Source organism: Streptomyces sp. NPDC049879, assembly GCF_044461265.1.
GTDB lineage: Bacteria > Actinomycetota > Actinomycetes > Streptomycetales > Streptomycetaceae > Streptomyces.
On the sequence record NZ_JBITKT010000010.1, the window covers coordinates 139,794 to 165,276 of the forward strand.

Annotated in this window: 24 protein-coding genes; 15 read left to right on the top strand and 9 right to left on the bottom strand. The window is 73.8% G+C overall.

From position 1 onward, the window contains the following. The first annotated feature begins 33 nt into the window (after window positions 1–33). Window positions 34–1,203: a UDP-N-acetylglucosamine--N-acetylmuramyl-(pentapeptide) pyrophosphoryl-undecaprenol N-acetylglucosamine transferase gene (locus ACIBPC_RS28565; protein WP_398848612.1), complete on the top strand. Its 1,170-nt coding sequence runs from the start codon at window positions 34–36 to the stop codon at window positions 1,201–1,203. A gap of 27 nt (window positions 1,204–1,230) precedes the next feature. Here ACIBPC_RS28565 and alaS read toward each other — a convergent pair whose 3' ends face one another. The 4 genes from alaS to ACIBPC_RS28585 all read right to left on the bottom strand — a co-directional run bounded on the left by alaS (window position 1,231) and on the right by ACIBPC_RS28585 (window position 5,737). Then, window positions 1,231–3,885: an alanine--tRNA ligase gene (gene alaS, locus ACIBPC_RS28570; protein WP_398848613.1), complete on the bottom strand. Its 2,655-nt coding sequence runs from the start codon at window positions 3,883–3,885 to the stop codon at window positions 1,231–1,233. 237 nt (window positions 3,886–4,122) lie between these two features. After that, window positions 4,123–4,773 carry an HAD family hydrolase gene (locus ACIBPC_RS28575; protein WP_398848614.1) on the bottom strand — a complete coding sequence of 217 codons (651 nt, stop codon included), beginning with the start codon at window positions 4,771–4,773 and terminating at the stop codon, window positions 4,123–4,125. After that, a complete protein-coding gene (locus tag ACIBPC_RS28580) occupies window positions 4,770–5,312 on the bottom strand; it encodes an orotate phosphoribosyltransferase (protein WP_398848616.1) in 543 nt (180 codons plus the stop codon). Before ACIBPC_RS28580 ends, ACIBPC_RS28575 begins: the two co-directional genes overlap by 4 nt. Beyond that, the gene (locus tag ACIBPC_RS28585; RefSeq protein WP_398848618.1) at window positions 5,309–5,737 is read right to left on the bottom strand and encodes an LOG family protein; all 429 of its coding nucleotides are present in this window, start codon (window positions 5,735–5,737) and stop codon (window positions 5,309–5,311) included. The genes ACIBPC_RS28580 and ACIBPC_RS28585 overlap by 4 nt, the downstream gene beginning before the upstream one ends. A 93-nt stretch (window positions 5,738–5,830) precedes the next feature. On the opposite strand from ACIBPC_RS28585, the gene ACIBPC_RS28590 reads away from it, so the two are divergent. Further along, entirely contained in the window at window positions 5,831–6,898 is a 1,068-nt protein-coding gene (locus ACIBPC_RS28590) for an NAD-dependent epimerase/dehydratase family protein (protein WP_398848620.1), read from the top strand. Here the strand turns inward: ACIBPC_RS28590 and ACIBPC_RS28595 are convergent. Beyond that, window positions 6,854–8,173 (bottom strand): hypothetical protein, encoded by a 1,320-nt coding sequence (locus ACIBPC_RS28595; protein ID WP_398848622.1) that lies wholly within the window; start codon window positions 8,171–8,173, stop codon window positions 6,854–6,856. The genes ACIBPC_RS28590 and ACIBPC_RS28595 overlap by 45 nt on opposite strands. 227 nt (window positions 8,174–8,400) lie before the next feature. Between ACIBPC_RS28595 and ACIBPC_RS28600 the strand changes: the two genes are divergently transcribed. Continuing rightward, entirely contained in the window at window positions 8,401–8,604 is a 204-nt protein-coding gene (locus tag ACIBPC_RS28600) for a hypothetical protein (protein ID WP_362967789.1), read from the top strand. 134 nt (window positions 8,605–8,738) lie between these two features. Next, entirely contained in the window at window positions 8,739–8,996 is a 258-nt protein-coding gene (locus tag ACIBPC_RS28605) for a hypothetical protein (protein WP_398848625.1), read from the top strand. A gap of 458 nt (window positions 8,997–9,454) precedes the next feature. Here the strand turns inward: ACIBPC_RS28605 and ACIBPC_RS28610 are convergent, their stop codons facing one another. Next, the gene (locus ACIBPC_RS28610; RefSeq protein ID WP_398848627.1) at window positions 9,455–11,146 is read right to left on the bottom strand and encodes a hypothetical protein; all 1,692 of its coding nucleotides are present in this window, start codon (window positions 11,144–11,146) and stop codon (window positions 9,455–9,457) included. Between the two features lie 203 nt (window positions 11,147–11,349). Between ACIBPC_RS28610 and ACIBPC_RS28615 the strand changes: the two genes are divergently transcribed. The 3 genes from ACIBPC_RS28615 (at window position 11,350) to ACIBPC_RS28625 (ending at window position 13,762) form a co-directional block, all read left to right on the top strand. Next, window positions 11,350–11,766 (top strand): nitroreductase family deazaflavin-dependent oxidoreductase, encoded by a 417-nt coding sequence (locus tag ACIBPC_RS28615; RefSeq protein ID WP_362967792.1) that lies wholly within the window; start codon window positions 11,350–11,352, stop codon window positions 11,764–11,766. A gap of 43 nt (window positions 11,767–11,809) precedes the next feature. Continuing rightward, on the top strand, window positions 11,810–12,979 hold the full coding sequence (locus ACIBPC_RS28620; RefSeq protein ID WP_398848629.1) for an amidohydrolase family protein: 1,170 nt from the start codon (window positions 11,810–11,812) through the stop codon (window positions 12,977–12,979). Between the two features lie 78 nt (window positions 12,980–13,057). Further along, entirely contained in the window at window positions 13,058–13,762 is a 705-nt protein-coding gene (locus ACIBPC_RS28625; protein WP_398848631.1) for a hypothetical protein, read from the top strand. A gap of 12 nt (window positions 13,763–13,774) precedes the next feature. On the opposite strand, the gene ACIBPC_RS28630 is transcribed toward ACIBPC_RS28625, so the two are convergent. Both ACIBPC_RS28630 and ACIBPC_RS28635 read right to left on the bottom strand, forming a co-directional pair. Next, complete coding sequence (locus tag ACIBPC_RS28630; protein ID WP_362967795.1) at window positions 13,775–14,266, bottom strand: hypothetical protein; 492 nt, start codon at window positions 14,264–14,266, stop codon at window positions 13,775–13,777. Between the two features lie 139 nt (window positions 14,267–14,405). After that, window positions 14,406–15,665: an MFS transporter gene (locus ACIBPC_RS28635; protein WP_362967796.1), complete on the bottom strand. Its 1,260-nt coding sequence runs from the start codon at window positions 15,663–15,665 to the stop codon at window positions 14,406–14,408. A 92-nt stretch (window positions 15,666–15,757) separates the two neighbouring features. Between ACIBPC_RS28635 and ACIBPC_RS28640 the strand changes: the two genes are divergently transcribed. The 6 genes from ACIBPC_RS28640 to ACIBPC_RS28665 all read left to right on the top strand — a co-directional run bounded on the left by ACIBPC_RS28640 (window position 15,758) and on the right by ACIBPC_RS28665 (window position 22,508). Then, window positions 15,758–16,762 (top strand): LysR family transcriptional regulator, encoded by a 1,005-nt coding sequence (locus tag ACIBPC_RS28640; RefSeq protein WP_362967797.1) that lies wholly within the window; start codon window positions 15,758–15,760, stop codon window positions 16,760–16,762. Between the two features lie 7 nt (window positions 16,763–16,769). Beyond that, window positions 16,770–17,399, top strand: coding sequence for a helix-turn-helix domain-containing protein (locus ACIBPC_RS28645; protein WP_398848632.1), 630 nt, complete (start codon window positions 16,770–16,772; stop codon window positions 17,397–17,399). Beyond that, window positions 17,392–18,804 (top strand): pyridoxal phosphate-dependent decarboxylase family protein, encoded by a 1,413-nt coding sequence (locus ACIBPC_RS28650; protein WP_398848634.1) that lies wholly within the window; start codon window positions 17,392–17,394, stop codon window positions 18,802–18,804. The genes ACIBPC_RS28645 and ACIBPC_RS28650 overlap by 8 nt, the downstream gene beginning before the upstream one ends. Continuing rightward, a complete protein-coding gene (locus ACIBPC_RS28655) occupies window positions 18,801–19,403 on the top strand; it encodes an HAD-IA family hydrolase (protein WP_398848636.1) in 603 nt (200 codons plus the stop codon). The genes ACIBPC_RS28650 and ACIBPC_RS28655 overlap by 4 nt, the downstream gene beginning before the upstream one ends. 71 nt (window positions 19,404–19,474) lie before the next feature. After that, on the top strand, window positions 19,475–20,692 hold the full coding sequence (locus ACIBPC_RS28660) for an erythromycin esterase family protein (protein WP_398848638.1): 1,218 nt from the start codon (window positions 19,475–19,477) through the stop codon (window positions 20,690–20,692). Between the two features lie 160 nt (window positions 20,693–20,852). Continuing rightward, entirely contained in the window at window positions 20,853–22,508 is a 1,656-nt protein-coding gene (locus tag ACIBPC_RS28665) for a xylosidase (protein ID WP_398848639.1), read from the top strand. Window positions 22,509–22,566: 58 nt separating this feature from the next. On the opposite strand, the gene ACIBPC_RS28670 is transcribed toward ACIBPC_RS28665, so the two are convergent. After that, window positions 22,567–23,022 carry a winged helix-turn-helix transcriptional regulator gene (locus tag ACIBPC_RS28670; RefSeq protein WP_398848641.1) on the bottom strand — a complete coding sequence of 152 codons (456 nt, stop codon included), beginning with the start codon at window positions 23,020–23,022 and terminating at the stop codon, window positions 22,567–22,569. Window positions 23,023–23,106: 84 nt separating this feature from the next. Between ACIBPC_RS28670 and ACIBPC_RS28675 the strand changes: the two genes are divergently transcribed. Both ACIBPC_RS28675 and ACIBPC_RS28680 read left to right on the top strand, forming a co-directional pair. Continuing rightward, the gene (locus ACIBPC_RS28675) at window positions 23,107–24,267 is read left to right on the top strand and encodes an MFS transporter (protein ID WP_398848642.1); all 1,161 of its coding nucleotides are present in this window, start codon (window positions 23,107–23,109) and stop codon (window positions 24,265–24,267) included. A gap of 10 nt (window positions 24,268–24,277) precedes the next feature. After that, window positions 24,278–25,414, top strand: a complete 1,137-nt coding sequence (locus ACIBPC_RS28680) for an adenosine deaminase (protein ID WP_362967805.1) — start codon at window positions 24,278–24,280, stop codon at window positions 25,412–25,414. The last annotated feature ends 69 nt before the right edge of the window (window positions 25,415–25,483 follow it).

Below are 25,483 nucleotides of genomic sequence, written 5' to 3' on the forward strand. Positions count from 1 at the left end.
CGTCAGCCTGTGGGAGGCTCGGCGTCTCGGTCGATGGAGGAGTGTGCGGTGGCTGTGTTCCGGTTGATGGTGACGGGTGGCGGGACGGGTGGTCACACGTATCCGGCGCTGACGGCGGTGCGCTGCCTGCGGGAGCGTCTCGCGGCGGAGGGCCGGGCGCTGGAAGTGCTGTGGGTGGGGACCGCCGGTGGGCTGGAGTCCCGGGTGGCGTCCGCGGAGGGGATCGCGTTCGCGTCGGTGGCGACGGGGAAGATCCGCCGGGCGAGGAATCCGCTGAAGATGCTGTCCCCCGCCAATGTGCGGGACATGGCGCGGGTTCCGCTGGGGATCGCGCAGGCGCGGTCGTTGATCTCCCGGTTCCGGCCGGACGTGGTGCTGGCCACCGGCGGGTACGTCGCCGTTCCGGTGGGGGTGGCCGCGACGCGGCTGTGCGGCAGGCCGCTGGTCGTGCACGAGCAGACGGTGCGTCTCGGCCTGGCGAACCGCACGCTGGCCGGGCGGGCGACCCGGATCGCGGTCTCGTCGCCCTCGACCGTGCCCCTGCTGCCGGAAGCCGCCCGCGCCAGGGCGGTGGTGACGGGCAACCCCGTCCGCCCCGAAGTCCTGACCGGACGGCCGGAGAAGGCCGTCGAGGCACTGGGCCTGCGCGGTTTCGACGGGCGGCTGCCGACCGTCTACGTGACCGGCGGGGCGCAGGGATCGCAGCAGATCAACGGCCTGGTGGCGGACGTACTGCCCTGGCTCCTCGGCCACGCGAACGTGATCCACCAGTGCGGACCCGACAACGCCGAGGCCCTGCGCGCCCGGACGGCCGCCCTGCCGCCGCACCTGGCCGGGCGCTACCACCTGACCGGCTTCGTCGGCCCGGAACTGCCCGACGTCCTGGCCCTCGCGGACCTCGTGATCGCCCGCAGCGGCGCCGGGACGATCGCCGAACTCACCGCCCTGGGACGGCCCGCCGTCTTCATCCCCCTGGCGACCTCGGCAGGCGACGAACAGGCACACAACGCGCGCTGGCTCGAAGAACAGGGCGCCGCACTGGCCCTGACAGGCGACATCACAGCCACGACACTCCAGGAAGCGCTGAACCCCCTCCTCACCGACCCCACCCGCCGCACACAGATGGCCGGAACCGCCCGCACACTGGGCCGCCCCGACGCAGCCGACCGCCTCGTGAACCTCGTTCTCTCCGCCGCGTCCTGAGCCGGAGTCGGCGAACGTCTCTGCCGCTCAGCTTCCTCCGAGGAACCGGTGGGCCGCCTGGGTGGCGGTCGTGAGGGCTGCGCTCTGGCCTTCGAGGCGGCGGCCTCCCGCGCCGGCGACCGGGCCGTGGCCGCCCGTTCCGCCGCCGACGAGGCGGGCGGCGTCGGTCAGCAACTGGCTGGCCTGGACACCGTCGTGGTGCAGGCCGGGGGTGACGGCGGCGGCGAGGAGTGCCTTGCCGTCCCGTTCGGTGCTGAGGACGACGGCGGCGGGCTCGTCGAGACGGGCGGCCGTCTCCTGGGCGAGCGTGCGCAGTTCGTCCGGCGTGGTGCCGGTGACCGTCCGGGCGACGACTCGTCCGGCCCCGGACGGCCGGGCGGTGGCCGCGAGGCGTGTGGCCTGCTCGCGCAGTTCGGCGGTCCTCGCCCGGGTGAGTGCGTCCTGGGCGGTGGCGAGGGCTTCCAGGCGTTCGCGCAGGACGGTGGGGGCGTCGGCGGGCCGGGTGCCGAGCAGGGCGGTGAGTTCGGCGATCAGGCGCCGTTCGGTGTCCATGTGGGTCAGGGCGCCGTGGCCGGTGAGGGCTTCGACGCGACGCAGGCCTGCCCCGATGGAGGATTCACCGAGCAGGCGGAAGGTGCCGATCTGGGAGCCGTGGGCGACGTGGGTGCCGCCGCAGAGTTCCCGCGAGAAGTCGCCGATGTCGACGATGCGGACGGTGTCGCCGTACTTCTCGCCGAACAGGGCGACGGCTCCGGCGGCCTCGGCTTCGGCGCGGTCGGCGTGCCAGGCCCGCACGTCCGGGTCGTCGAGCACGTGGCCGTTGACGGCGTTCTCGATCCGGTCGAGCTGGTCGGGGGTGAGCGCCGCGAAGTGCGCGAAGTCGAAACGCAGCCGGTCGGGCTCGACGAGGGAGCCCCGCTGGCGGGCGTGGTCGCCGAGGGTCGCCATGACGACGGCGTGCAGGATGTGGGTGGCCGAGTGTGAACGCATCAGGCCCGCCCGCCGGTCGGCGTCCACGACCGCCTCGCCGACCGAGCCGGTGCGGAGTCCGCCTTCGACGACGCGGGCTGTGTGGACGCGGAAGCCGTCCAGACCGTAGCGGGTGTCGGTGATGTGCAGGCGGGAGCCGTCGCGCAGGGTCAGCGTGCCGGTGTCGCCGATCTGACCACCGGCTTCGGCGTAGAACGGTGAACGGTCCAGCACCACTTCGGCGTCGCCGCCCTCGCCGACGCTGTCGGTGACCGCACCGCCGGAGACGATGCCGGTGACGGTGGCCTCGGCGCTCAGCGTCCGGTAGCCGACGAACTCGGTGCGCGGCAGGCGTGCGGCGAGTTCGCGGTAGGTGTCCATCGCCCGAAGTGCCTCGGCGGTCCTGGCCTTGCCGCCTGACCTCGCGCGCCTCTTCTGCTCGTCCAGCAGCGCGGCGAAGCGGTCCTCGTCGACGGTCAGCCCGGCGTCGCGGGCCGCCTCGACGGTCAGTTCGAGGGGGAAGCCGTAGGTGTCGGCGAGTTCGAAGGCGGTCTCGCCCGGGAGGACGGCCGAGCGTGTCGTCCGGGTGTGGCGGATCGCCGAGTCCAGCAGTCGCGTGCCCTGGGTCAGAGTACGGGTGAAGGACTCCTCCTCGGCGGTGACGACCTGCTCGATCAGGGTTGCCTGGCCGACGAGTTCGGGCCAGACGTCACCGAGGTTGCCGACGACGCTGGCAGTCGTGTCCCGCAGGACGGGCCCGTCGATGCCGAGCAGGCGGGCGTGGCGGATCGCCCGGCGCATCAGGCGTCGCAGGACGTATCCCCGGCCGTCCTTCGCGGGCAGCACCCCGTCGGCGATCAGGAAGGCGATGGACCGGGCGTGTTCGGTGACGACCTGGAAGGACACCTTCTCCTCGCCGTCGGGCGGGCACGCCCGTCCGGCGAGGTGCTGGACCGTGTCGAAGGTGGGGGAGAGCAGGTCGGTGGTGCAGACGTTGGGGACGTCCTGGAGGATCGCGGCGAGCCTGTCGAGACCGAGGCCGGTGTCGACGCCTCTCCGGGCGAGTTCACCGAGGATGGGGAAGTCGCCCTTTCTGTCGCCCTCGCCCCGCTGGAACTGCATGAAGACCAAGTTCCAGATCTCGACGTACCGTTCACCGTCGACGGCCGGGCCGCCCTCCTCGCCGAAGGCGGGGCCGCGGTCGTAGTTGACCTCGGAGCAGGGCCCGCACGGGCCGGGGACGCCCATGGACCAGTAGTTGTCCTCCATCCCGAGCCGCTGGATACGGGCGGCGGGGACACCGACGCGGCGCCAGATGCGCTCCGCTTCGTCGTCGTCCTCGAAGACGGTGATCCAGAGCCTGTCCTTCTCCAGCCCGTAGCCCGAGGTCAGGAGTTCCCAGGCGTAGGCGATGGCGTCTTCCTTGAAGTAGTCGCCGAAGGAGAAGTTGCCCATCATCTCGAAGAACGTCGCGTGCCGGTTGGTGCGGCCGACGTTCTCGATGTCGGAGGTGCGGGCGCACTTCTGGACGGAGGTGGCCCTGGGGTACGGGGGCGTGGTCTCGCCCAGGAAGTAGGGCTTGAACTGGTTCATCCCGGCGTTCGCCAGCAGCAGCGTCGGGTCGTCCGGGACCAGTGGGCTGGAGGGGACCAGGCGGTGGCCGCGGGAGGTGAAGAAATCGGTGAACGTCTGACGGATCTGCGTCGAGCGCATGACGGCATGGCCTCACGGAGGAGTCGTGACAGGTGATGGGGGAAGATCGCACGCCGAGCCGGGCCGAGGACCAGGACTGAGAGGCTTCTCAGTTCTCCGGCTCGACGCAGATAGCTCGCGCCCCCATGGGCCGCACCGTGACTCCAGATCCGTCGATCACACTGGTGACGCGGCGGACCATCCGTCCACGGGCATCCGCCGCACCACCGACTGTAGCGCGTGTCCAACCATGATCGCCTACCGCGCCGGAGCCGTGACGCGATGCCCGAGCAGGCCGGGCCCGATCCAGCCCGGATCGTGCAGCACGACGGCGGCTCCCGCGTCACGGAGGGCCTGGGCCCCGGCGTACCCCCATCCGGCCCCGACGGGGGTGACCCCGGCGGCGAGCGCGGCCCGTACGTCCCCAGGGGTGTCGCCGAGGAAGACCGCCTCGGCGGGACCGACGCCGAGCCTGGCCAGGGCGAGCCGGACGCCGTCCGGGGCGGGTTTGGGCGCGGCGTCCTCACGGCACACGGTCACGTCCAGCAGCGCGAGGACGCCCGGCGGCAGCAGCCAGGGCAACCGGCCGCGCTTCTGGAGGGTGACCAAGCCGGTCGCGATCCCGGCATCCTTGATCGCCGCCAGTCCGTCCAGCACCCCTGGGAACAAGGCGGTGGCGGCGGTGGCCAAGGCCGGGTCCCACCAGGTCGCGCACAACGCGTCGGGATTGCGGACACCGAGCCCGGCCAGCACCTCGGTCCGGGGAGTCGTCGCGGCGGCCCGGGGCAGGTCGGTGATGGCGACCCGGCGCCCCAGAGCGGCGGTGGCGATCCCGGCGAGAGTGGCCAGCACCGCTTCCCTGCTGTCCAGCAGTACCCCGTCCATGTCGAACAGCACCGCGCCTGTCACGGTGCCGCTCCGCCGGAGGGAAGGTCGGCCTCCGTCAACAGCGGCCGCAGCGTCACGCCGTGTCCATGCAGCAGCAGCCGTCCGCCGCACGGCCTCTCCAGTACGCAGAGCCCGTCCGAGACCGGGGCACCGGCGATCCGCAGTATCCGCGTCATGGCCAGCAACTGCCCGCCGGAGCGGACCACGTCATCGACCAGGACGACCCGGCGTCCTTCGACGTCGGCGCCTTCGACCTGTCGCGCGGAGCCGTAACGCTTGGGCAGCCGCCGGACGAACGCGGTCGGCAGTCCCGTCGCGGCCGAGAGGGCGACGACCAGCGGGACGCCGCCCAGCTCGATTCCCGCCAGCACCTCCGCGTCCTCGGGGACGAGGGCGGCCATCGCGTCGGCGACATCGCGCAGCAGCCGAGGGTCGGCCGCCAGGCGGTACTCGTCGAAGTAGGAGTCCAGTACACGGCCGTCCGGCAGGATGAACCGATCGCTGACGCAGGCCGTCTCGGCGACTCGTGCCGCCAGGGAACGCGCGGTGGTGAGGGTCATGCGCCGTCCTCCGCTCGACCGGTCAGGAGGCGAAGCCTGGCGGTGAACTCCGCCGCCGAACCGATCGGACTGAGGAAGTCCAGACGCCGGGTGGGCGTCTCGAACAGCCACTTCTCATGCTTGAGGAAGGCCAGGAGTCGCAGTGCGGTGGTGCCCGTGATCCAGACAGGGACGGGGCGGATGACACTCGCGTAGTACAGCGCGGCGGTCAGTTCGTGCAGGGTTCCGACCCCGCCTCCCATCGCCACGACCAGGTCCGCGCTGTCGAGGTAGTGGCAGAGGCGAGCACCGATGTCGTGCAGGCGCACCTCGTCGCCGACGTACTCGTTGAACTCGCCCCACTCGGCTTGCTTGTCGGACAACGTCACGGCGGTGACCGCACGCGGCCTGCGCGATGGTGACAACTGGCCGAGATGCTTTCCCACGGCCGACTCCAATCGTGGGGAGCATGCCGAATCGGCTGTTGTCGGCTCGTTGCACGGTGGAGGTGGGGCTGTCGGGCGGGGCAGTATCCGGGCATGCGGATTCTTGTGCTGGGCGGCAGTTGGTTTCTGGGGCGTGCTCTCGCGGTGCAGGCTCTCGGGCGTGGCTGGGAGGTGACGACGTTCAACCGGGGGCGCAGTGGCGGTGATGTGCCGGGGGTGCGGGCGGTGCGTGGGGACCGGACGGTTGAGGAGGATCTCAAACGGCTGGCGGACGCGGGGTCCTGGGATGCCGTGGTGGACACCAGCTCGGCCGACTTCGCGCCCCGGCGTGTGCTGGCGGGTGCCCGGGCGCTGGAGGGCGTGGCCCGGCGGTATGTCTACGTGTCGACGGTGAACGCGTACGCGGGCTGGCCAGAGGAGCCGTTGACGGAAGGCTCTCCGCTGCTGGACGCGCCGCCGGACGCGGACGACGACTTCGGGCGCGAGAGGTCGCCGGCCGCCTACTACGGTGTGCAGAAGGCGGGCTCGGAGCGGGCCGTGCTGGCCACGTTCGGCGGGGCCCGCTCGGTGATCCTGCGGCCCGGTGTCATCCTCGGCCCGGAGGAGTACGTGGGCCGCCTCCCGTGGTGGCTGCGCCGCGCCGAGCGCGGCGGCGCCATCCTCGCCCCCGGGACCCCGGAGCAGACGATCCAGCCCGTCGACGTGCGGGACGTGGCGCGCTTCGCGCTCGACCAGGCCGCCACCGCGACCGGCGGCGCGTTCAACCTGGCCGCGCCGACCGGCCGGGAGACGATGGGCGGCCTCCTCGACGCCTGCCTGCACACGACCGGCAGCACCGGCGAACTGCGGTGGGTCACCGCCGACTTCCTGGCCGGGCACGGCGTGCGGCAGTGGACGGAACTGCCGCTGTGGCGCACCGCGCCCGGCGCCTGGGCCGTGGACGCGACCGCCGCCCACACAGCCGGACTCCACTGCCGCCCCCTGTCCACCACAGTGGCCGACACGTGGAACTGGCTGCGCGCCGGAGGCCGAGCGGTGGAACACCCCCGCTGGCAGGACCACGGCATTTCGCCGGAGAAGGAGACGGCGATCCTCGCGGCATACGGTCTCGGCCGGTCAGACACCGGGCAGGAGCGCTTTCGCCGATCCGAGGGCGCGTGACGGGACACCGGAGGTGAACGCTTCGAGCTGATCGCCGAGTTGTCGTGCCGCCACGGCGTCGTGCAGTTCGCTGTGCGCCAGGTCCGCGCGCAGGCCGGAGACCCGCTCGGTGAGGCCGAGCGTCCGCCACTCGCAGCCGAGAGCCAGTACGGGTTCCACCGCGTGCACGGCACCGTCCAGGTCCCGGCGGAGCAGACGGGCCCTGGCAAGGTCGGCGGCGGCCTTGCCCCGTACCCCGGGCTGGTCGGCGGCCTGCGCGTCCATGAGGTCCAGCGCACGGCGCGCTGCCTCCTCTGCCCCCGGCCCGTCGTGTGTCAGCAGCAGCGTCGTGGCGTTCGACATGGCGGCTCGCTCCGGCGGCATCCCGAATTCGCCTCCGATGCCGTCGTGGAGTTCGTCGCGGCGGCCGGAGTCGGTGTCGACGCTCTGTCGCACCGCCTGCTGAGCGGTCCTGGTGTCGCCCAGGTGGGCGTGTGCGCGTCCGGAGATGGTCGCGAGCCGCACCGCCGCCGTATCACCGAGGCCGCCGAACCGCTGTGCGGTGGCGACCAGTCGGACGGCATCTCCCGGTCGGCCACTCCAGTAGGCGAGATATGCGAGGGTGCCGTGCGCGTAGGCCTGAAGCGGGCCGTGGTCGATCACCTCGCCGTACAGGGCGGCGGTACGGGCGAGTTGGACGGCGGACGACAGTGAACCGAGGTCGAATCCCGCACTGGTCATCAAGGCCGCCATGGCACCTGCGTGGAGGTACAGGCGCTCCCGTTGGCGGGGTCGCTGGGTGCGGTCGAGCATCGCCTGTGCGATGTGCAGCAGTTCGGCACCTCGGCGGTACGACTCGGCGGGTGAGGTGTGGATGTAGTCGCGTGCCAGGGCGCGGACGTCGTCCTCCAACTGGTCGAGTGTCAGCTCCGGGAGCGCCTGGGAAGCGGCGCTGCTGGCGTGGTCGGCGGCGTCGCGTGCGGTCATCCTGATCTCGCTCTCGTCGATCGCGGGTTCCATGGGCTGGGGTGCCGTCTCCTCCGGCGGGCCGAGCAGGTCGGCGGCCGGTCGTCCGAGGAGGTGCTCCAGGATCGCCGGAGCAGGCGGGTTCGGCAGCGTACGCACCGAACCGGCGGTCCAGCGGCGGAAGGTCTGTTCGGCCACACTGGCGGTCGCGATCGCCGGGTCCTTCTCCAGCACCGCCACCTCGCGCGCTGCCTGTTCATAGGCGCGCTGGAAGCCGCTGAAGGTCCAACCGCGCCTGCGGACCAGCTGTTGGAGCAGCGACCTTTCCATTCCGCCTCCTCTTGCACATGTGGACAGGGGCACCGCCAGCGAGTCTGCCCTCTCCCTCCACGGAGCGTGGGAGATGAGGGACAGACGGTACCCATGTGAGGCTCCGGCGGGACGACATGTCACCCCAAAGTGGCCGAGGTGATACGGCGCGCGACATGGCCGTGGAATCCCGACAGCGGGGACGCTCTCTTCCCACAGGTCGTCTGTGCTGCAAGGAGGAGGCGACGATGGCCGAGCCGTCGAAGACGCTGAACGACACCGGCACCGTGGGATGGCCCGCGTGGCGGGGGCCCGGTGAGCAGCCTGCCCTCGCCCCTGCTCCGGTGCGCGACCCCGCCCCCGAGATCACCGTCATCACGGGGCTGGAAGGACCGGTGCCCGGATACACGCCGCGTCCGCTGCGTTCGGACGCCGGGGAGGAGGGGGCGTGAGTCTGGTGGGGCCGTTCTGTATGTACTGCGAGGCGACGGATGGCGGGTTGGTCGCGGTGGCGGCTGTGGCCACGGGGTCCGGGCCGGGGTGGGCGTATCACGCGTGTGGTGACTGCCGTGTCTCGGAGCGGCTCGTGCCGCTGGTCGCGCACCCGTCCGACTCGTGGGGCGGGATGCACTACTGGCCGGACGTCGTGCCGCGCGACCTCGTCGTGCTGCTGGCCGGGCTGGGTGAGGCGCCGCAGTTGAAGGCCGTGTCCGACCGGCTGTTCCCCGCCGTCGCGGTGGCGGCGTCCAGGACCGTGGACGAGCGGGAGCGGGGCGCCGCCGCGTCCGAGGCCGAGTCGGCCGTCGCCGCCCTGTGGGCCGCCGTCCCGGACCACCAGCCGTGAACCACCGCCCGTACGCCGACCGGCTCTTCCCCGGCGGCGGAGGGGCGGATGACGTCGGGGCCGCCCGGGAATGGGTGCGGGAGACACTCACAGCCTGGGGACGGGCGGAAGCCGTACCCGTCGTGGACGCCCTGATCGACGCCGCCCGCACCCGGCGGCCGTGGTGGCTCAGCCTCCGCGACCACGGTGGCACCGTCCACGCCCAAGTCCTCCGGGGACGCGCAGCCAGCACACCCCAGCTGAACGGCCCCCCGTCCGGCACCTACGGCATCGCCCACACCCCCGACGGACTCTGCCTCTGGGCCCCCACATGAACAACAACACACAAGCCCCGCCCGCCCATCACGGCGAGGCGGGGCTTCGGTCGTGGCGGCTCTGTCGGAGGCCAAGCGGCCCGAAGCGAAGACCGTGGTTCCTCGGAGGCGTCCGCCTTGACCGCCTCGGTGGTGTGGGTGGGGTCAGAAGCCGAAGAAGCTGATGTAGAAGCAGTTCTGGTAGCCGGTGCCGGATGTCATGGGCCAGTCGCCTGCGAAGGGGTTGATGGACGGGTCGGAGGGTGTGCGGGCCACCACTGTGTAGTCGCCTGGGGGGAGGGAGAGTGTGGTGGACGGCAGGGCGTCTGAGTAGCAGGCGGAGGTGTCGTCGCTGCCTGCGGGGAGGTCGATGCTGCCGGTTTCGGGGCCCGTCCAGAGGATCGACAGGTCTTCGCCCGACGCGTTCCAGATCGTCACCTCGCTGGTGCCGCCCGGTGCGCCGCCCGAGGCCGAGGGAGGGGGGAGTTCGCCTGTCGCGCCGTCGCGTGCGATGCGGCTGATCTCGATGGCGATCAGCAGGTCCGCCGCGTCCTCCGCCTGTGCGCCGTCGTCGTCGGCGACCTGGCGGGCCAGTTCCTCCGCGCGGTCCAGGTCCTCCGCCCCGTACGCCTCCTCGGCGCAGTCGTAGCGGGCGTCCCGTGCGCGGGAGGCGGCCCGGTCGGCCAGTTCGCCCGCCACGTCGGCGTACGTGTCGAGCGCCGCGCAGTGCTCGCCGTCGTCCGCGCGGGCCGCCGCGCAGTCGAAGCGGGCGCGGTTCGCCGCCTCTTCGGCGCGTGTCCCGCCGATCCCGGCGAACGTGTCCATGGCCGCGCAGTGGTCGCCGTCGTCGCGCTGCCGCTCGCCGCAGCCGTAGCGCGCGGACGGCAGTTCCTCCCCGGCGCGGTCCGCGAGGTACGCCGCCTCGGGCAGCTGCGAGTCCTCGCCCAGGGCGGCGAACGGCGCCAGCTCGTCCACGGCGGCGCACAGGTCACCGGCGGCCAGCGCGGGCGTGCCCTCCGCGAAGAGGCGGTCGAGCCGCCCGGGGACGAGCGCGGCCTCGTCGGTGTCCGGCTGGTGCGCGGTGAGCGCGCCGTACGCCTCCACGGCCTGGAGGTGACGGGCGTCCGCCGCGAGGGCGTCCGCGTGCGCCAGCCGCAGGCCGGCGACGTGCGCGGGCGCGTCGCGCCAGGTCGGGGAGCCCGGGTAGCCGTCGAGGTAGGCCTGGTACGCGTCGATCGCCTCCGTCGCCCCGTCCGTCGCCTCGCGCTCGGCGGCCGTCAACAGCGCCTCGCAGTGGGCGCGTTCCGCCCGCGCGTCGCCGATGGCGCCCGCGAGCGTGAACTCGTACCGCACGCGCGTCGCGCGGTCGTAGTGCGGTAGGGCCGCCTCGCAGTCCCCGGCCGCGTGCGCCTCCTGCCCCTCGGCGAACGCGCTGCCCGGCGCCGCCCGGAACAGCACGAGCCCGGTCGCGACCACGGCGAGCAGCGCCGCGCCCGCCGCCACCGGGACCCACGGGCGGCGCGGCGCCGCGACGCGCGCCGGTTTCGGCACCCGCCGGTCCCGCGTCCACTTCCAGCCGCCGCGCGCCATGAGGCCGAGCCACAGGGCATACACCGGGACCCAGAACGCGGGCGTGTCCGAGGCGTTGACCGCGTTCGCCACCAGGACGAGCGGCACGGTCACGCACCACGACAGGAAGGCGAACGCGCCGAGGCCCGCCCAGAGGTATCCGGCGCCGAACCCCGCCGCGTTCATCAGCGCGGCCGCCGGTCCGCTGAGCCGGTGGCCCGGCGGATGGTCCTCGGCGGGTCGCGGTTCCGTCCCCTGCGGCGGTCGCGTGCCGTCGGTCGTCGCCATGTCCCCAGCTCCCCCGTGATGCGTGCGGTGCTTACGCTCCGTGTATAGCAGCTCACACTGACACGGCACGCGGCATTCACCCCAACCGTGAGAAGCGGGAAGGAAGTTGACGCGGGCCGTGCGAGCGACGCGGGGCCCCGCCCCGGCGGGAGTACTGTCGGGAGGGTCGAGAGGAGTGCGTCGTGGCGCACGAGAATGCCCCTGTGCATGACAGTCCCACCGCCTGGGTCGCCGACCACATCCGCCGGTACGTCGAGACCGACGGGCGTGACGGGCACGACTGGAACGGTGTTCCGACCCTGCTGCTCACCACGAAGGGCCGCACCTCGGGTGAGTGGCGCAGGACCGCCCTGATCTACGGCACGGACGGGGACGCGTACGTCGTCGTCGGCTCCCAGGGCGGCAGGCCGGAACACCCCTCCTGGTACCTCAACCTGGCGGCCGACCCCGAGGTGCGCGTCCAGGTGTGGGGCGACCGCTTCACCGCCCGCGCCCGCACGGCGACGCCCGAGGAGCGTGCGCGGCTCTGGCCTAGGATGGCGGAAATCTTCCCGCAGTACGACGAGTACCAGAGCAAGACGACCCGCGAGATTCCCGTGGTGATCCTCGAACGGGTCTGAACCTCCGGGGACCTCGTGGTGAGAGGTCCCCGAGAGGCAGCACATGACTGAGACATCCGCCGCTCCCCGCCGCGTCTTGTTGAGGGGCGGTTCCGTGCTCGACGCCGGGTCGGGCGCCGTCTCCCGGGCGGACGTCGTGCTGGAGGGGGAGAGGATAGCCGGGGTCGGGCCCGGGCTCGACGGTGACCAGGCGGTGGACTGCGCGGGGCAGTTGATCGTGCCGGGGTTCATCGACTGCCACACGCACGTGGCGCTTGCGGCGTCGCGCGAGGAGACGTTCAGCCTGCCGCGTTCGGCGCGTGCGCTGTCGGTCGTTCCCGTGCTGCGGACGCTGCTGCGGCGCGGCGTGACGACGGTGCGCGACGCGTGGGGCGCGGACGCCGGGACGCGGATGGCCGTGCGGCGAGGCTGGATCGAGGGCCCCGACCTGCTGGTGTCGCTGCGGCAGATCTGCACGACGGGCGGCATCGGCGACCACTGGAACCACCGTGTCGGGCCGGTGGACTTCTTCGGCGATCCCTCCCTGCCCGACCCGGTGTTCGACGGCGCGGACGGCGCACGCGCGGTGGTGCGCCGCATGGTGCGCGCCGGCGCGGACTGGCTCAAGGTGACCGCCACCGGCTCGATGGCCGCCGGGCGCGGCGTCACCGACCGGCAGATCACGCCGGAGGAGATGGCCGCGCTGGTGGACGAGGCCGAACGGCAGGGCGGGCGCGGCGTGATGGTGCACGCGCACGGCGCGCGCGCCGCCGAGGAGGCCGCGCGCGCCGGGGCGCGCAGCATCGAGCACGGCGTGTTCCTGGACGAGGCGGCCGTCGCGGCGATGGCGGACGCGGGCACCTGGTACGTGCCGACCCTGTCCGTCACCCAGTCCGCGCCCGGCGAGAACGCCGAGGCGCACCGCGCGTCCGTACGCCTCGCCGCCGAGGCGGGCGTGCGCATCGCGATGGGCACCGACAACCCCGTCACGCCGCACGACCGCGTGCTGGACGAGATCGCGCACCTCGCCGGTCCCGGCGGCCTCGGCGCGGCGGGCGCGTTCCGCGCGGCCACGCTGGAGGCGGCCCGGCTGCTCGGACTCGCCGACGACCGGGGCGAGATCGCCCCCGGCAAACGCGCCGACCTGGTCCTCCTCGACGGCGAACGGCTCGACCCGGCCGGGCTCGGGGACCGCGTGCGCGCCGTGTGGCGCGACGGGCGGCGCGCCGCGTGAGCGCGGCGGCACATGCCGGGCGCACGGGCGGCGGGTCCCGTGGGCTTCAGGACGTGGTGTGAAGGGTAAGCAGGCAGCGTGAACAACGAGGGGCGCAGTGGTGTGTGGCTGCTCGTCGTCGCCCTTGTCGCGTTCGCCGCCCTGATCCTGCCGAACGCCGTGGGCGGGGGCGGTTCCGCCGCACTGCCGTCGTCCGTGCCCTCGGCGCCGCCCGCCGGGCCGCCCGCGCCCGCCCCCGCGCCGAGCCACAGCCCGGAGCCGCCGCCCGACCCGACCGGGGAGGCGTTCGAGGCGGTGCGCACGGGCGACTGCCTGTCCGTCCACGACACCGGCACCGGCGCGTGGAGCAGCGAACTGCCGTCCCGCGTCCCGTGCGACGAGGCCACGGCGTACGTCCTCGTCACCGACGTCCTCGCCCAGGCGGCCGACTGCCCGGAGGGTCCCGGCCGGAGCTTCTGGTCGTACACCTGGGGCGTGCAGACCGTCGCGCTGTGCCTGGAGCGGCAGTTCGAGACGGGCTACTGCATGCTCGGGCAGACCACCGACCAGGAGGACGGCATGCGCGCCGGGCTGCTCAGCGTCGTCGAGTGCGACGCGCGGACGCTGCCCGACGGGTACGACACCGTGCTGCACATCAGCGGCGTGGAGGAGGCGCCCGCCGACATGACGGGGCCGCTGTGCGCCCGCGCGGAGGGGGACCCCACCGAGTACTGGTACTGGATCGTCGACGGGGGCCGCACGCTCGTGTGCACGATGGAGTACACGGGGGAGTGGGCGGGCTGACGGGCGGCCGGTTCAGCGCGTCACGGCCCACACCAGCGCGCCGCACAGCCCCGGCAGGAACACGGCCCCCGCGCCCAGCGGCACCAGCAGCGGCAGCGACGCCAGGAAGCCGAGCAGGCAGTACGCGCCGGCCAGCATCGACAGCGTGTGCTGCGCCCGCGCCGGGCCCTTGCGGTTGAGGCGCACGAGCAGCGCCACGTAGACGGCCGTCCACAGCCCGGCGCGCCCCTCGCCCAGGGAGGCCGCCTCGAACAGGTCGGTGGCCCACCCGTAGGCGCCGTACTCGCGCAAGTCCCCGGTGGCGGTGGCGACATCGCGCACGTACGGGTCGATCGCGAGGGAGCCCGGGTCGGTCGTCCGCAGGTGGTGGTGCAGCCACTCGGTCACCACGAGCGCCGCGAGCCCGAGGGAGTGCAGCAGCCCGGACCAGGGCCCCACGGCCCGCTGCCGCAGGGACGGGCGGGTCTCGGCGGGGGGCGTATCGAGGGCCTGCTGCATCTCCACCCCATGACCATCCCGCATCCGCCGCACGCCCACAACCGGCACGTGATCGTTGACCGGTGACCGGACGCGGGAGGGGGCCCGCCGGTGGCGGGCCCCCTGGTGACTGCCGTGTTCCGTGCGGTGAACGGGGCGGGGGCGGTCAGGCCGCCGTCGCCAGCGCCCGGCGTTCGCGGTGCGCGCGGTGGGTGGCGTACAGCGTGATGGCCGCCGTCGCCGCCAGCGCCGCGAGGGCGAAGACGACCAGGCCCGTCCAGCCGCCCGCGTGGTAGATGACCGCGCCCGCCGTGCCGCCCGCGCTCGCGCCCAGGTAGTACGCGACCTGGTACAGCGCCGACGCCTGCGCCCTGCCGTGCGTCACCGTCCTGCTGACCGAGCCGGAGGCGACCGCGTGGCCGAAGAAGAAGCCGCCGGTGATCAGCACGAGACCGGCCAGCACCAGCGCCAGGCTGTCCGACAGGCTCAGCACCAGGCCCGTGGAGACGGTGCCGATCGCCGCGTACAGCGCCCCGCGCCGCCCGAGGCGGTCGAGCATCGGCCCGGTCGAGCCGGACGAGACCGTGCCGACCAGGTAGATCACGAAGACCGAACCGGCGAGGCCCGCCGAGAGGTTGAACGGCGCCTCGGTCAGCCGGAAGCCGATCACCGTGTACACCGCGCTGAACGCCGCCATCAGCAGCGCGCCGATGGTGTAGAGGCGGACCAGCAGCGGGCGCGCCAGGTGCCCGCCGACCGTGCGCAGCGCCAGCCGGGGCCGCAGCGGGGCCGGGGAGAAGTTGCGCGCCGGGGGCAGCAGCAGGCGGAAGACGACCGCCGAGACGAGGCCGAGCGCGGCGACCGCGCCCAGCGCCGCGCGCCAGCCGAAGCCCTCGGCGACCCAGCCGGTCATCACGCGCCCGGTCATGCCGCCCACGCTGTTGCCCGCGATGAACAGGCCGATCGCGCCCACGGTCTCCCGGGCGTGCAGCTCCTCCGCCAGGTACGCGGTGGCCGACGCCGGTATGCCCGCGATCGCCGCGCCCTGGAGGGCGCGCAGCGCGATCAGCGTCGTCAGGTCGGGCGCGAACGGGATCACGGCCGACAGCGCGACGGCCACCGCGACCGAGGCCGTCATCGTCTGGCGCCGCCCGAAGCGCTCGGACAGGGTGCTCAGCGGCAGCACGGCCACCGCGAGGCCGATCGTCGTCGCGGAGACGGTCCAGCTCGCCTGGTCGGCGCGGACGCCGAAGCCGTCCGCGATGCCGGGGAGCAGGGCCTGGGTGGAGAAGAGCATCGCGAAGGTCGCGACGCCGATCGCGAAGAGGGCGAGGCTGATGCGTGTACGCACGTGTGAAGGGGTGGTGGGCAACGGCGTGGCGGCGGCGGTCGCGGTGGCGGCCACCCCCTTTGCTGCGGTGGGCATGCGGCAAACGTAGATCGCCCGTATCGATGCGTCCAATGCATGGATCTGCCATGATTCATGCGCTGGTGCATAAGCGGAGCTGAGGGGCGGGCATGTCATCACCGGGCAACGAGAACGACATCGGCGTAACAACGGTCACATCGGGCAGAGCGGATCTGGCGCCCGACTCCTGGGCGACGCTGCTGAGCCCCCGGCTGGCGCAGTTCGCCGCCGTCGCGCGGCACGAGCACGTCACCCAGGCCGCCCGTGACCTGGGCGTTCCCCAGTCCACGGTCAGCCGGGCCATGACCCGCCTCGAGGCCGACCTCGGCCTCGCCCTGCTCGCCCGCCACGGCCGCACCGTCTCCCTCACCCGCGCGGGCCGCGACTTCGCGCAGGCCGTGGAACGGGCGCTCGCCGAGCTGGAACGGGCCGCCGAGGCCGTCCGCACCGACGCCGACCCGGCGGCGGGCAAGGTCGCGTTCGGCTTCCTGCACACCATGGGCCCGGAGACGGTCCCGGGCCTGCTGCGCGAGTTCCGCAAGGAGCACCCGCGCGTGCGCTTCGTCCTGGTGCAGAGCTACGGCGAGGACATGATCGAGCGGATGCGCGCGGGCGAGCTGGACCTGTGCCTCACCTCGCCCGTGCCGGACGCGCCCGACCTCGTCACGCGCCGCCTGGACGAGCAGCGGCTGCACCTCGTCGTGCCCGCCGACCACCGGCTCGCCGGGCGCCGCCGGGTGCGGCTCGCGGAGGCGGCGGACGAGCCGTTCGTCACGCTGGAGCCGGGGTACGGGCTGCGGCGGCTGACCGAGGCGCTGTGCGAGCAGGCGGGCTTCCGGCCGCGCGTCGCGTTCGAGGGCGAGGAGCCGGAGACGCTGCGCGGCCTCGTCGCGGCCGGGCTCGGCGTCGCGCTGCTGCCGCCGCCGACCGTGCCGCGCCCCGAGGTGCGGGAGCTGGCGGTGACCGCGCCGCGCGCCGCCCGGCAGATCGGCGTGGCCTGGCCCGCGGGGCGCCCCGACACGGCGCCGGTGGCGGCGTTCAAGCGCTTCCTGCTCGGCCGCCGCGGCCGCCTGGCGGGCATCCCGTCCGCTACAGAAGACGAAGCGTCGCTATAGTGGAGAAATGAGTGGTGACACCAACGCCCTGTCCAGCGGCCTGTCCATGGCCGAACTCGGCGCGCGGGTCCGCGCCGAGCGGCGCGCCAGGGGCTGGCCGCTGGAGCGGCTCGCCGAGCTGAGCGGCGTCAGCCGCAGCATGGTCTCCGAGGTCGAACGCGGCACGAAGACGCCGAGCGTCCTCGTCCTCGACCGGCTGGCGACCGCGTTCGGCACCTCCATCGCCCGGCTGCTGGACGACCCGGCGGCGCGCCCCGGCGTCGTCGTCCTGCCCGGCGCGCGGCAGCGCGTCGTACGGGACCCCGCCGGGTGGGAGCGGCGCATCCTGTCGCCCGCGCTGCCCGGCGTGGAGTTCGAGTTCATGCGCACCACGCTCGGACCGGGCGTGGACGCGGGGGAGTTCGCGCCGCACGCGCCCGGGTCCCACGAGTACGTGGCCGTGGAGAGCGGGCGCCTGCGCCTGACCGTGGACGGGGTGCCGCACGACCTGGGCCCCGGCGACTCCGCCTACTTCCCCGGCGACCGGCGGCACGCCTTCGCCAACTCCGCCGACGCGCCGGGCGATCCGTGCGTCTACTACCTGGCGATGACGCTCGGCGCCTCGCCCCGCACCCCGCACGGAGGACACGGTGAGTGACCTGCGCCGCGCCGCCCTGGCGGCCGCCGAAACGACCGCCGACCACCTGGCCGCCGTACCCGCCGGGCCCGTGTGGCGCCCCGTCGGTGACGACGACCGCGCCTGGCTCACCGGGCAGCAACTACCCGCCGCCGGACGCCCGTTGGACGACCTGCTGACGGACGTGCGCGAGCGCGTGCTCCCGTACCCCATGGGCAACGGGCACCCCCGCTTCTTCGGCTGGGTCAACTCCCCGCCCTCGCCCGCCGGAGTCCTCGTCGCCCCGCTGGCCGCCGCCCTGAACCCGAGCTGCGCGGGCGGCGACCACGCCGGCGCCCTGCTCGAACGCACCGCCGTCCGCTGGCTCGCCGAACTCGTCGGCTTCCCCCACCCGCCCGGCGCCGGACTGCTCACCAGCGGCGCGTCCCTCGCCACCGTCGTCGCGATGGCCACCGCCAGGCAGCACGCCCTGCGCCGCGCGGGCCACGACGTACGCGAGACGGGCCTGTACGGGCACGAGCCGCTGGCCGTCTACGTCTCGGCGGAGGGGCACAGCTGCCTGCGCAAGGCGGCGGAACTCCTCGGCCTCGGCAACCGGCACGTCCGCACCGTCCCGGTCGGCCCGGACCACCGCATGGACACCGCCGCCCTGCGCCGCCTGGTCCTGGCCGACGCGGCGAGCGGCGTGCGGCCGTTCCTCGTCGCCGCCAGCGCTGGAACGGTGAACACCGGCGCCGTCGATCCCCTGGACGACATCGCCGACGCCGCCCGCGAGCACGGCCTGTGGTTCCACGTGGACGGGGCCTACGGCGCCCTCGGCGTGCTCGCCGACGGCGCGCGCCCCCGGTACGCCGGTATGGAACGGGCGGACTCCCTCGCCCTCGACCCGCACAAGTGGCTCGGCGTCCCGGTCGACGCCGGATGCGTCCTCTTCCGCGACGCGGCGGGGCCGCGCGACGCGTTCAGCCTGGTGCCGCCCTACCTGCGCGACGAGGGGGCGGACGCGCTGGGCTGGTTCTCCGAGTACGGACCGGAACAGACCCGTCCGTTCCGTGCCCTGCGCGTCTGGGCCACCCTTTCCCACCTCGGGCGCGACGGGGTCGTCCGCCTCGTGCGGCACACCACCGGCCTCGCCCGCACGCTCGCCGCCATGGTGGAGGACGCCGACGACTTCGAGCCGCTCGCCCCGCCCGTCACCTCCGTCGTCGCCTTCCGCTACCTACCGGCGGGCACAGCGGACGCCGACGCGCTCAACGACGCCCTCCCCGCCGCCGTCCAGCGGCGCGGGCGCGCGTTCCTCACCGGTACGCGCCTCGGGGGCAGGCCCGTGCTGCGCGCCTGCGTCCTCCACCCGGACACCACCGAGGCCGACCTCGGCGTCCTGCTGGACGAGATCCGCGCCGCCGCGAAGGAGACCGCCGCATGACCGCGCCCCGCCACCTCGTCGTCGACCTCGGCGGCGTGCTGTTCCCCTTCGACCACGCCCGCCGCCTGCGGCACCTGGCCGCCCTCCTGTCGCTGCCGGAGGAACGGGTGCACGCGCTGCTGTGGACCTCCGGCTTCAGCGCCGCGTGCGACTCCGGCGCCTACCCGGACGCGGCGGCGGTCCGCGCCCGCGTCCGCGCCCTCACCGGCTGGACCGGCGACGACGCCGCGCTCGACACGGCCTGGTGCGCCGCGTTCCGCCCCGACCCGCGCGTCCGGGCGGCGCTCGAACGGCACCGGGAGACGCGCACCCTCACGCTCTTCACCAACAACGGCCCGCTGGAGGAGGAGGCCCTGACCCGCCTGCACCCCGCGCCGTTCGAGGGCTTCGGGCAGCTGCTGTTCAGCCACCGCCTCGGCCACCGCAAGCCCGACCCGGCGGCCTACGACGCCGTCCTGGCGCGGCTCGGCGCCGCTCCGGGCGACGTCCTCCTCGTGGACGACAGCGCGGCGAACGTCGAGGCGGCGCGCCGCCAGGGCTGGGGCGCCATGCTCTTCCGCGGCCCGGAGACGATCGAGGCGATCGACACGGCGGTTTGAGACTTCACGGCCCATAGCCCGGCGACTTCCGCCCCAAGTCTCCACCGAGCCTTCAGCGATACGTTGAGGGTATGGCTACCGACCTCCAGGAAACCGTCCACGCCCTCGACGCCACCGCCGTCATGGGGCTGTTCCCCGCCGCGCCCCGGGTGCTCGCGCTGGGGGAGCCCACCCACGGCGCGGAGGGGCTGCTCGACATGCGGAACGACCTCTTCCGTCAGTTGGTCGAGCGGGAGGGCTACCTGACGATCGCCCTCGAGAGCGGCTGCCTGGCCGGGCTCGCCGTGGACGAGTACGTCACCACCGGCGCCGGCACGCTCGACGACGCCGTGGCACGCGGCATCACCCACGACTGGGCCGCCTTCCCGGGCAACCGCGCACTCGTCCGCTGGATGCGCGAGCACAACGAGGGCAGGCCCGCCGCCGAGCGGGTGCGCTTCGCCGGCTTCGACGGCCCGCTGGAGTTCAGCCACGCCGAGAGCCCCCGCCAGGCCCTCACCGCACTCCACACCCACCTCGCCGCCAGGCTCGACGCGGCGCTCCTCCCGTGCACCGCCGACACGCTCGACGCCCTGCTCGGCCCCGACACCGCCTGGACCGAGCCCGCCGCCATGCTCGACCCGGCACGCTCCCACGGGCAGTCCGCCGAGGCCGCCCGCCTGCGGCTGCTCGCCGACGACCTGGTGACGCTCCTCGAAACGCAGACGCCGCACCTGCTCGCGGTGACCACCCCGGACGAGTGGGACCGCGCCCGCCTCCACGCCCGCACCGCCACCGGCCTGCTGCGCTACCACGCCCGCATGGCCGACCCCTCGCCCGCCCGCATGGCGGGGCTGCTGAGCCTGCGGGCGCGGATGATGGCGGACAACCTCCTCGCCCTCGCCGCACGCGGGCCCGTCCTGGCCTTCGCCCACAACAGCCACTTCCAGCGCCCCCGCAGCACCATGGCCCTGTGGAACGGCCTGCCGCCCGCGCACTGGTGGAGCGCGGGCGCGCTCGTCGGCGCCCGTCTCGGGACCGCGTACGGCTTCGTCGCCACGGCCGTCGGCACCCTCGCGCGGCACGGGGTGGACGCGCCGCCGCCCGGCACCCTCGAAGGACGGCTGCACGCGCTCCCGCAGGACCGTTTCCTCGTGGACGCCCCCGCCCTGGCCGCCATCCTCGCCGACGCACCCCCCGCGCCCCGCGAATCCCCGTGGTTCGGCTACGCCCCGCAGGACCCCGCCCACCTGGCCGACACCGACGGGCTCGCCTTCATCAAGCGCCTGGAGTGGCAACAAGTCCTTTAATTCGCATGCGGATTGATTCCGTTCCTGGCCACTTCTACGGTTCAGACCAATCGCGGTGTCCCACTCGTCCGCCGAGGCACGGGCGCGTTCCGTCACGCCGCGAGCCCCGGGGGTGACGGGCGCGCCGCACGTCCCCGCGAAGGAGAGGTCACCCCCCACCATGGCAGTCTCCCGCCGCCGCTTCCTGGCCGCCTCGGCGGCCACGTCCGCGCTGACCACCCTCCCGGTGGCCGCAGCACGCGCGGACACCGCCGCCGCCCCGCTCGCGAGCCCGCCGGGCGACGTGGTCGGCAAGATCACCGTCGGGTACCAGGGCTGGTTCGCCGCCACCGGCGACGGCTCGCCCATCAACGCGTGGTGGCACTGGTCGAACAACTGGGGCCAGCCGCCGTCCCCGTCCAACAACGCCATCAAGAGCTGGCCCGACAACCGGGACTACACGCGCACCTACGCGACCGCCTACCCCAACCTGGGCAACGGCCAGCCCGCCACCCTGTTCTCCTCCCACGACGCCCAGACCGTGGACACCCACTTCCGCTGGATGCGGGAGAACGGCATCGACACCGCCGCCCTCCAGCGCTTCAACCCGACCGGCGGCGAGGGCCCGGTGCGCGACGCCGTCACCGCCCGCGTCCGCACGGCCGCCGAGGCGCAGGGCCGCAAGTTCTACATCATGTACGACGTCACCAACTGGACGAACATGCAGTCGGAGATCAAGGCCGACTGGACGTCCAAGATGGCGGCGTACACCTCGTCACCCGCCTACGCCCGGCAGAACGGCCGCCCCGTGGTGGGCATCTGGGGCTTCGGCTTCAACGACGCGGGCCGCCCGTGGCCGCCGGGACCGTGCCTCGACGTCATCAACTGGTTCAAGGCGCAGGGCACATACGTCATGGGCGGCGTCCCCACCCACTGGCGCTCCGGGAACCAGGACTCCCGCGCCGGATTCGGCGACGTCTACCGCGCGTTCCACATGATCTCCCCGTGGATGGTCGGCCGCATCGGCGACATCGCGGGCACCGACAACTTCTACCAGAACGTCAACCTGCCCGACCAGGCCGAGTGCAACGCCCGCGGCATCGACTACCAGCCCTGCGTCCTGCCAGGCGACCTGCAGGAACGGCAGCGCGCGCACGGTGACTTCATGTGGCGGCAGTTCTACAACATGGTCCGCGTCGGCGCCCAGGGCATCTACATCTCGATGTTCGACGAGTACAACGAGGGCAACCAGATCGCCAAGACCGCCGAGAACGCCTCCCAGGTCCCGGCGGGCTCCGGCATCCTCGCGCTCGACGAGGACGGCACGGCCTGCTCCTCGGACTACTACCTGCGCCTCACGGGCGACGGCGGCCGGATGCTGAAGGGGCAGATCCCCCTCACCGCCACCCGGCCCACGCGCCCGGTGCTGTCCACGAGCCCGACGACGGTGGTCAGCCTGCGCGCCAGGATCAACGGCCAGTACGTCGCGGCCGAGAACGGGGGCGCCGCGCCCCTGATCGCCAACCGGGCGGCGGCCGGCACCTGGGAGCGGTTCGACCTCGGCGACGTCGGCGGCGGCAATGTCACGCTGCGCGCGCACGCCAACGGCCTGTACGTCTCGGCCGCCGACGCCGGGGCGTCCCCGCTGATCGCGAGCCAGCCCGTCGCGCAGAGCTGGGAGACGTTCCAGCTGGTGCGGAACGGCAACGGCTCGGTCAGCCTGCGTGCCCAGGTCAACGGGCAGTACGTGACGGCGGAGAACGCGGGCGCCGCGCCGCTGGTCGCCAACCGGGCGGCCATCGGCCCGTGGGAGCAGTTCGACCTGGTCACCGGCTGAGCCGGGTACGCGCCCCGGCCCCGGCGACCGCGACGGTCCCGGGGCCGGGGCGCGCCGTTCAGCCCGCCTTCCGCACGCGCGTGCTGTCCGCGTCCACCACCGCGCCGTCCGCGCCGGTGGGCACCAGACCCGGCACCGGCGCCCCGTCCCGGTCCACGAGCGCCGAGCGCGCCTCGCCCGGCGCGAACGCGTGCCGCTCCCCCCACTGCCGCAGCGTCAGGACGACGGGGAACAGGTCGCGGCCCGCGTCCGTGAGCACGTACTCCTGGCGGCGCCCCGACACGGCGGTGCGCCGGGCGAGTACCCCATGGGCCGTCAGTCTGCGGAGCCGGTCGGTGAGGATGTTGCGCGCGATGCCGGTGCGGCGCTGGAACTCGGTGAACGAGCGCGCCCCGTCCATCGCGTCGCGGACGACGAGCAGGCTCCACCGGTCGCCGACGAGGTCGAGCGTCCGGGCGACGGGGCACTCCGGGTCGGTCCAGCCCGCGTCGGGCGCGTGCGCGGTGCTCGGCATGGCACCTCCAGATCGGTTGCGGATCGAAACCATTGTGACGTAGCCTCCGAACGGTTGCAAAGTGCTACTGATTGGAGCCGCGGAATGGGTACGGGTCGGAGGCTGCTGCTCGCGGTCGTCTGCGGGGTCGCGGTGGCGGGCGTCTACGCCGCGCAGCCGGTGCTGGGGCCGATGGGCCACGACCTCGGCGTCCCTGAGCGGCTCACCGGCTGGTTCGTGGCGGCCGGACAGCTCGGCTACCTGGCCGGGCTCGTGCTGCTCGTGCCGCTCGGCGACGTGGCCGACCGGCGGTGGCTGATCTCCGCGCACCTCGCGCTGACCGCCGCCGGAACGGGCCTGACCGCCGCCGCCCCGGCGGCGTGGGCCGCGTTCGCCGGGCTCGCCGTCGCCGGGCTGTTCGCGGTGGTGGTGCAGATCGCCGTCGCCTGCGCCGCGTCGCTCTCCCCGCCCGACGAACGCGGCCGGAACATCGGCGTCGTCACCTCCGGCGTGGTCGTCGGCATCCTCGGCGGCCGGGTGCTCGCCGGGCGGCTCGCGGAGGAGTGGGGCTGGCGGAGCGTCTACGCCGTCCTGGCCGTGCTCGCGCTGGCGCTCGCCGCGCTCGTCCCCGCCGCGCTGCCCGCCGACGCGCGGTCCCGGCAGACGTACGGGCGCGCCCTCGCGTCGCTCGCCGGGCTGTTCCGGGAACGCCTCTTCCTCACGCGCGGCCTCGTCGCGCTCTTCCTCTTCGCCTCCTTCGGCGTCCTGTGGAGCGGCATGGCGCTGCCGCTCTCCGGCGCGCCGTGGCACCTGAGCGAGGCGCAGACCGGGCTCTTCGGCCTCGCCGGGCTCGCCGGGGCGCTCGGCGCGGCGCGCGCCGGACGGTGGGCGGACGCGGGAAGGGCGGACCGGGTCACCGTCCTCGCGCTCGCGCTGCTCGCCGCCTCCTGGCTCGCGATCGCCCAGCTGCCCAGGTCGCTGTGGCTCCTGGCCGCCGGGGTGGTCGTCCTCGACTTCGCCGTCCAGGCCGTCCACGTCGGCAACCAGCACACCCTGACCGCGGCCCACCCCGACCGCGCCAGCGGCGTCATCGGCGGGTACATGGTCTTCTACTCCCTCGGCTCCGCCCTCGGCGCGGCGGCGACCACCGTCGCGTACACCGCGGGCGGCTGGACCGCGTCGAGCCTCCTCGGGGCCGGGTGCGCCCTGGCGGCCCTCGCCGTCGCGGTGCTCGGCGGACGCCGTCTCTACGCGCGTAGGCGTTAGAGTTCGCGGCGTGACGACACCCGCTGAGACACCCCCGGCGCCCGAGCAGATCCTGCGCGCCCCCAAGGTGCTGCTCCACGACCACCTCGACGGCGGCCTGCGCCCCGCCACCATCGTCGAACTCGCCGACGCCCAGGGCTACGACGCGCTGCCCCAGACCGACCCCGAGCGCCTCGGCCACTGGTTCCGCGAGTCCGCCGACTCCGGCTCGCTCGTCCGCTACCTGGAGACGTTCTCCCACACCACCGCCGTCATGCAGACCGCGGACGCGCTGGTCCGCGTCGCCGCCGAGTGCGTCGAGGACCTGGCGGCGGACGGTGTGGTGTACGCGGAGATCCGCTACGCGCCGGAGCAGCACCTCACCGCCGGGCTGAGCCTCGACGAGGTGGTGGAGGCCGTCAACGAGGGGCTGCGGCTGGGGGAGCGGCGTGCCGCCGAGGCGGGGCGCCGCATCCGCGCGGGCGCGCTGCTGACCGCGATGCGGCACGCGGCCCGTTCCCTGGAGATCGCCGAACTGGCCAACCGCCACCGGGACCTGGGCGTCGTCGGCTTCGACATCGCGGGCGCGGAGGCCGGGTTCCCGCCCACCAGGCACCTGGACGCCTTCGAGTACCTCAAGCGGGAGAACAACCACTTCACCATCCACGCGGGCGAGGCGTTCGGCCTGCCGTCGATCTGGCAGGCGCTCCAGTGGTGCGGCGCCGACCGGCTCGGGCACGGCGTGCGGATCATCGACGACATCCAGGTGGCCGAGGACGGCTCGGTGAAGCTGGGCCGCCTGGCGGGCTACGTCAGGGACAAGCGCGTCCCGCTGGAGCTGTGCCCCACGTCCAACCTCCAGACGGGCGCGGCCGACTCGTACGCCGAGCACCCGATCGGGCTGCTGCGGCGGCTGCGCTTCCGCGCGACCGTCAACACGGACAACCGCCTCATGAGCGGAACCAGTATGACCGCGGAATTCACCCATCTGGTCCGGACATTCCGTTACACGCTGGACGACCTCCAGTGGTTCACGGTCAATGCGATGAAATCCGCGTTCATTCCTTTCGATGAACGTCTCGCCATGATCAATGACGTCATCAAGCCCGGCTATGCCGCGCTCCGCTCCGAATGGCTGTTTGGACAACGGGCGCCGCTGCCGTCCTGACCAGTGCGGATGCCGTGCGGGGCAGGGCGCGGGAATCGCGGTGAGCACGGCGGGGCGGCGGTGCGCAAG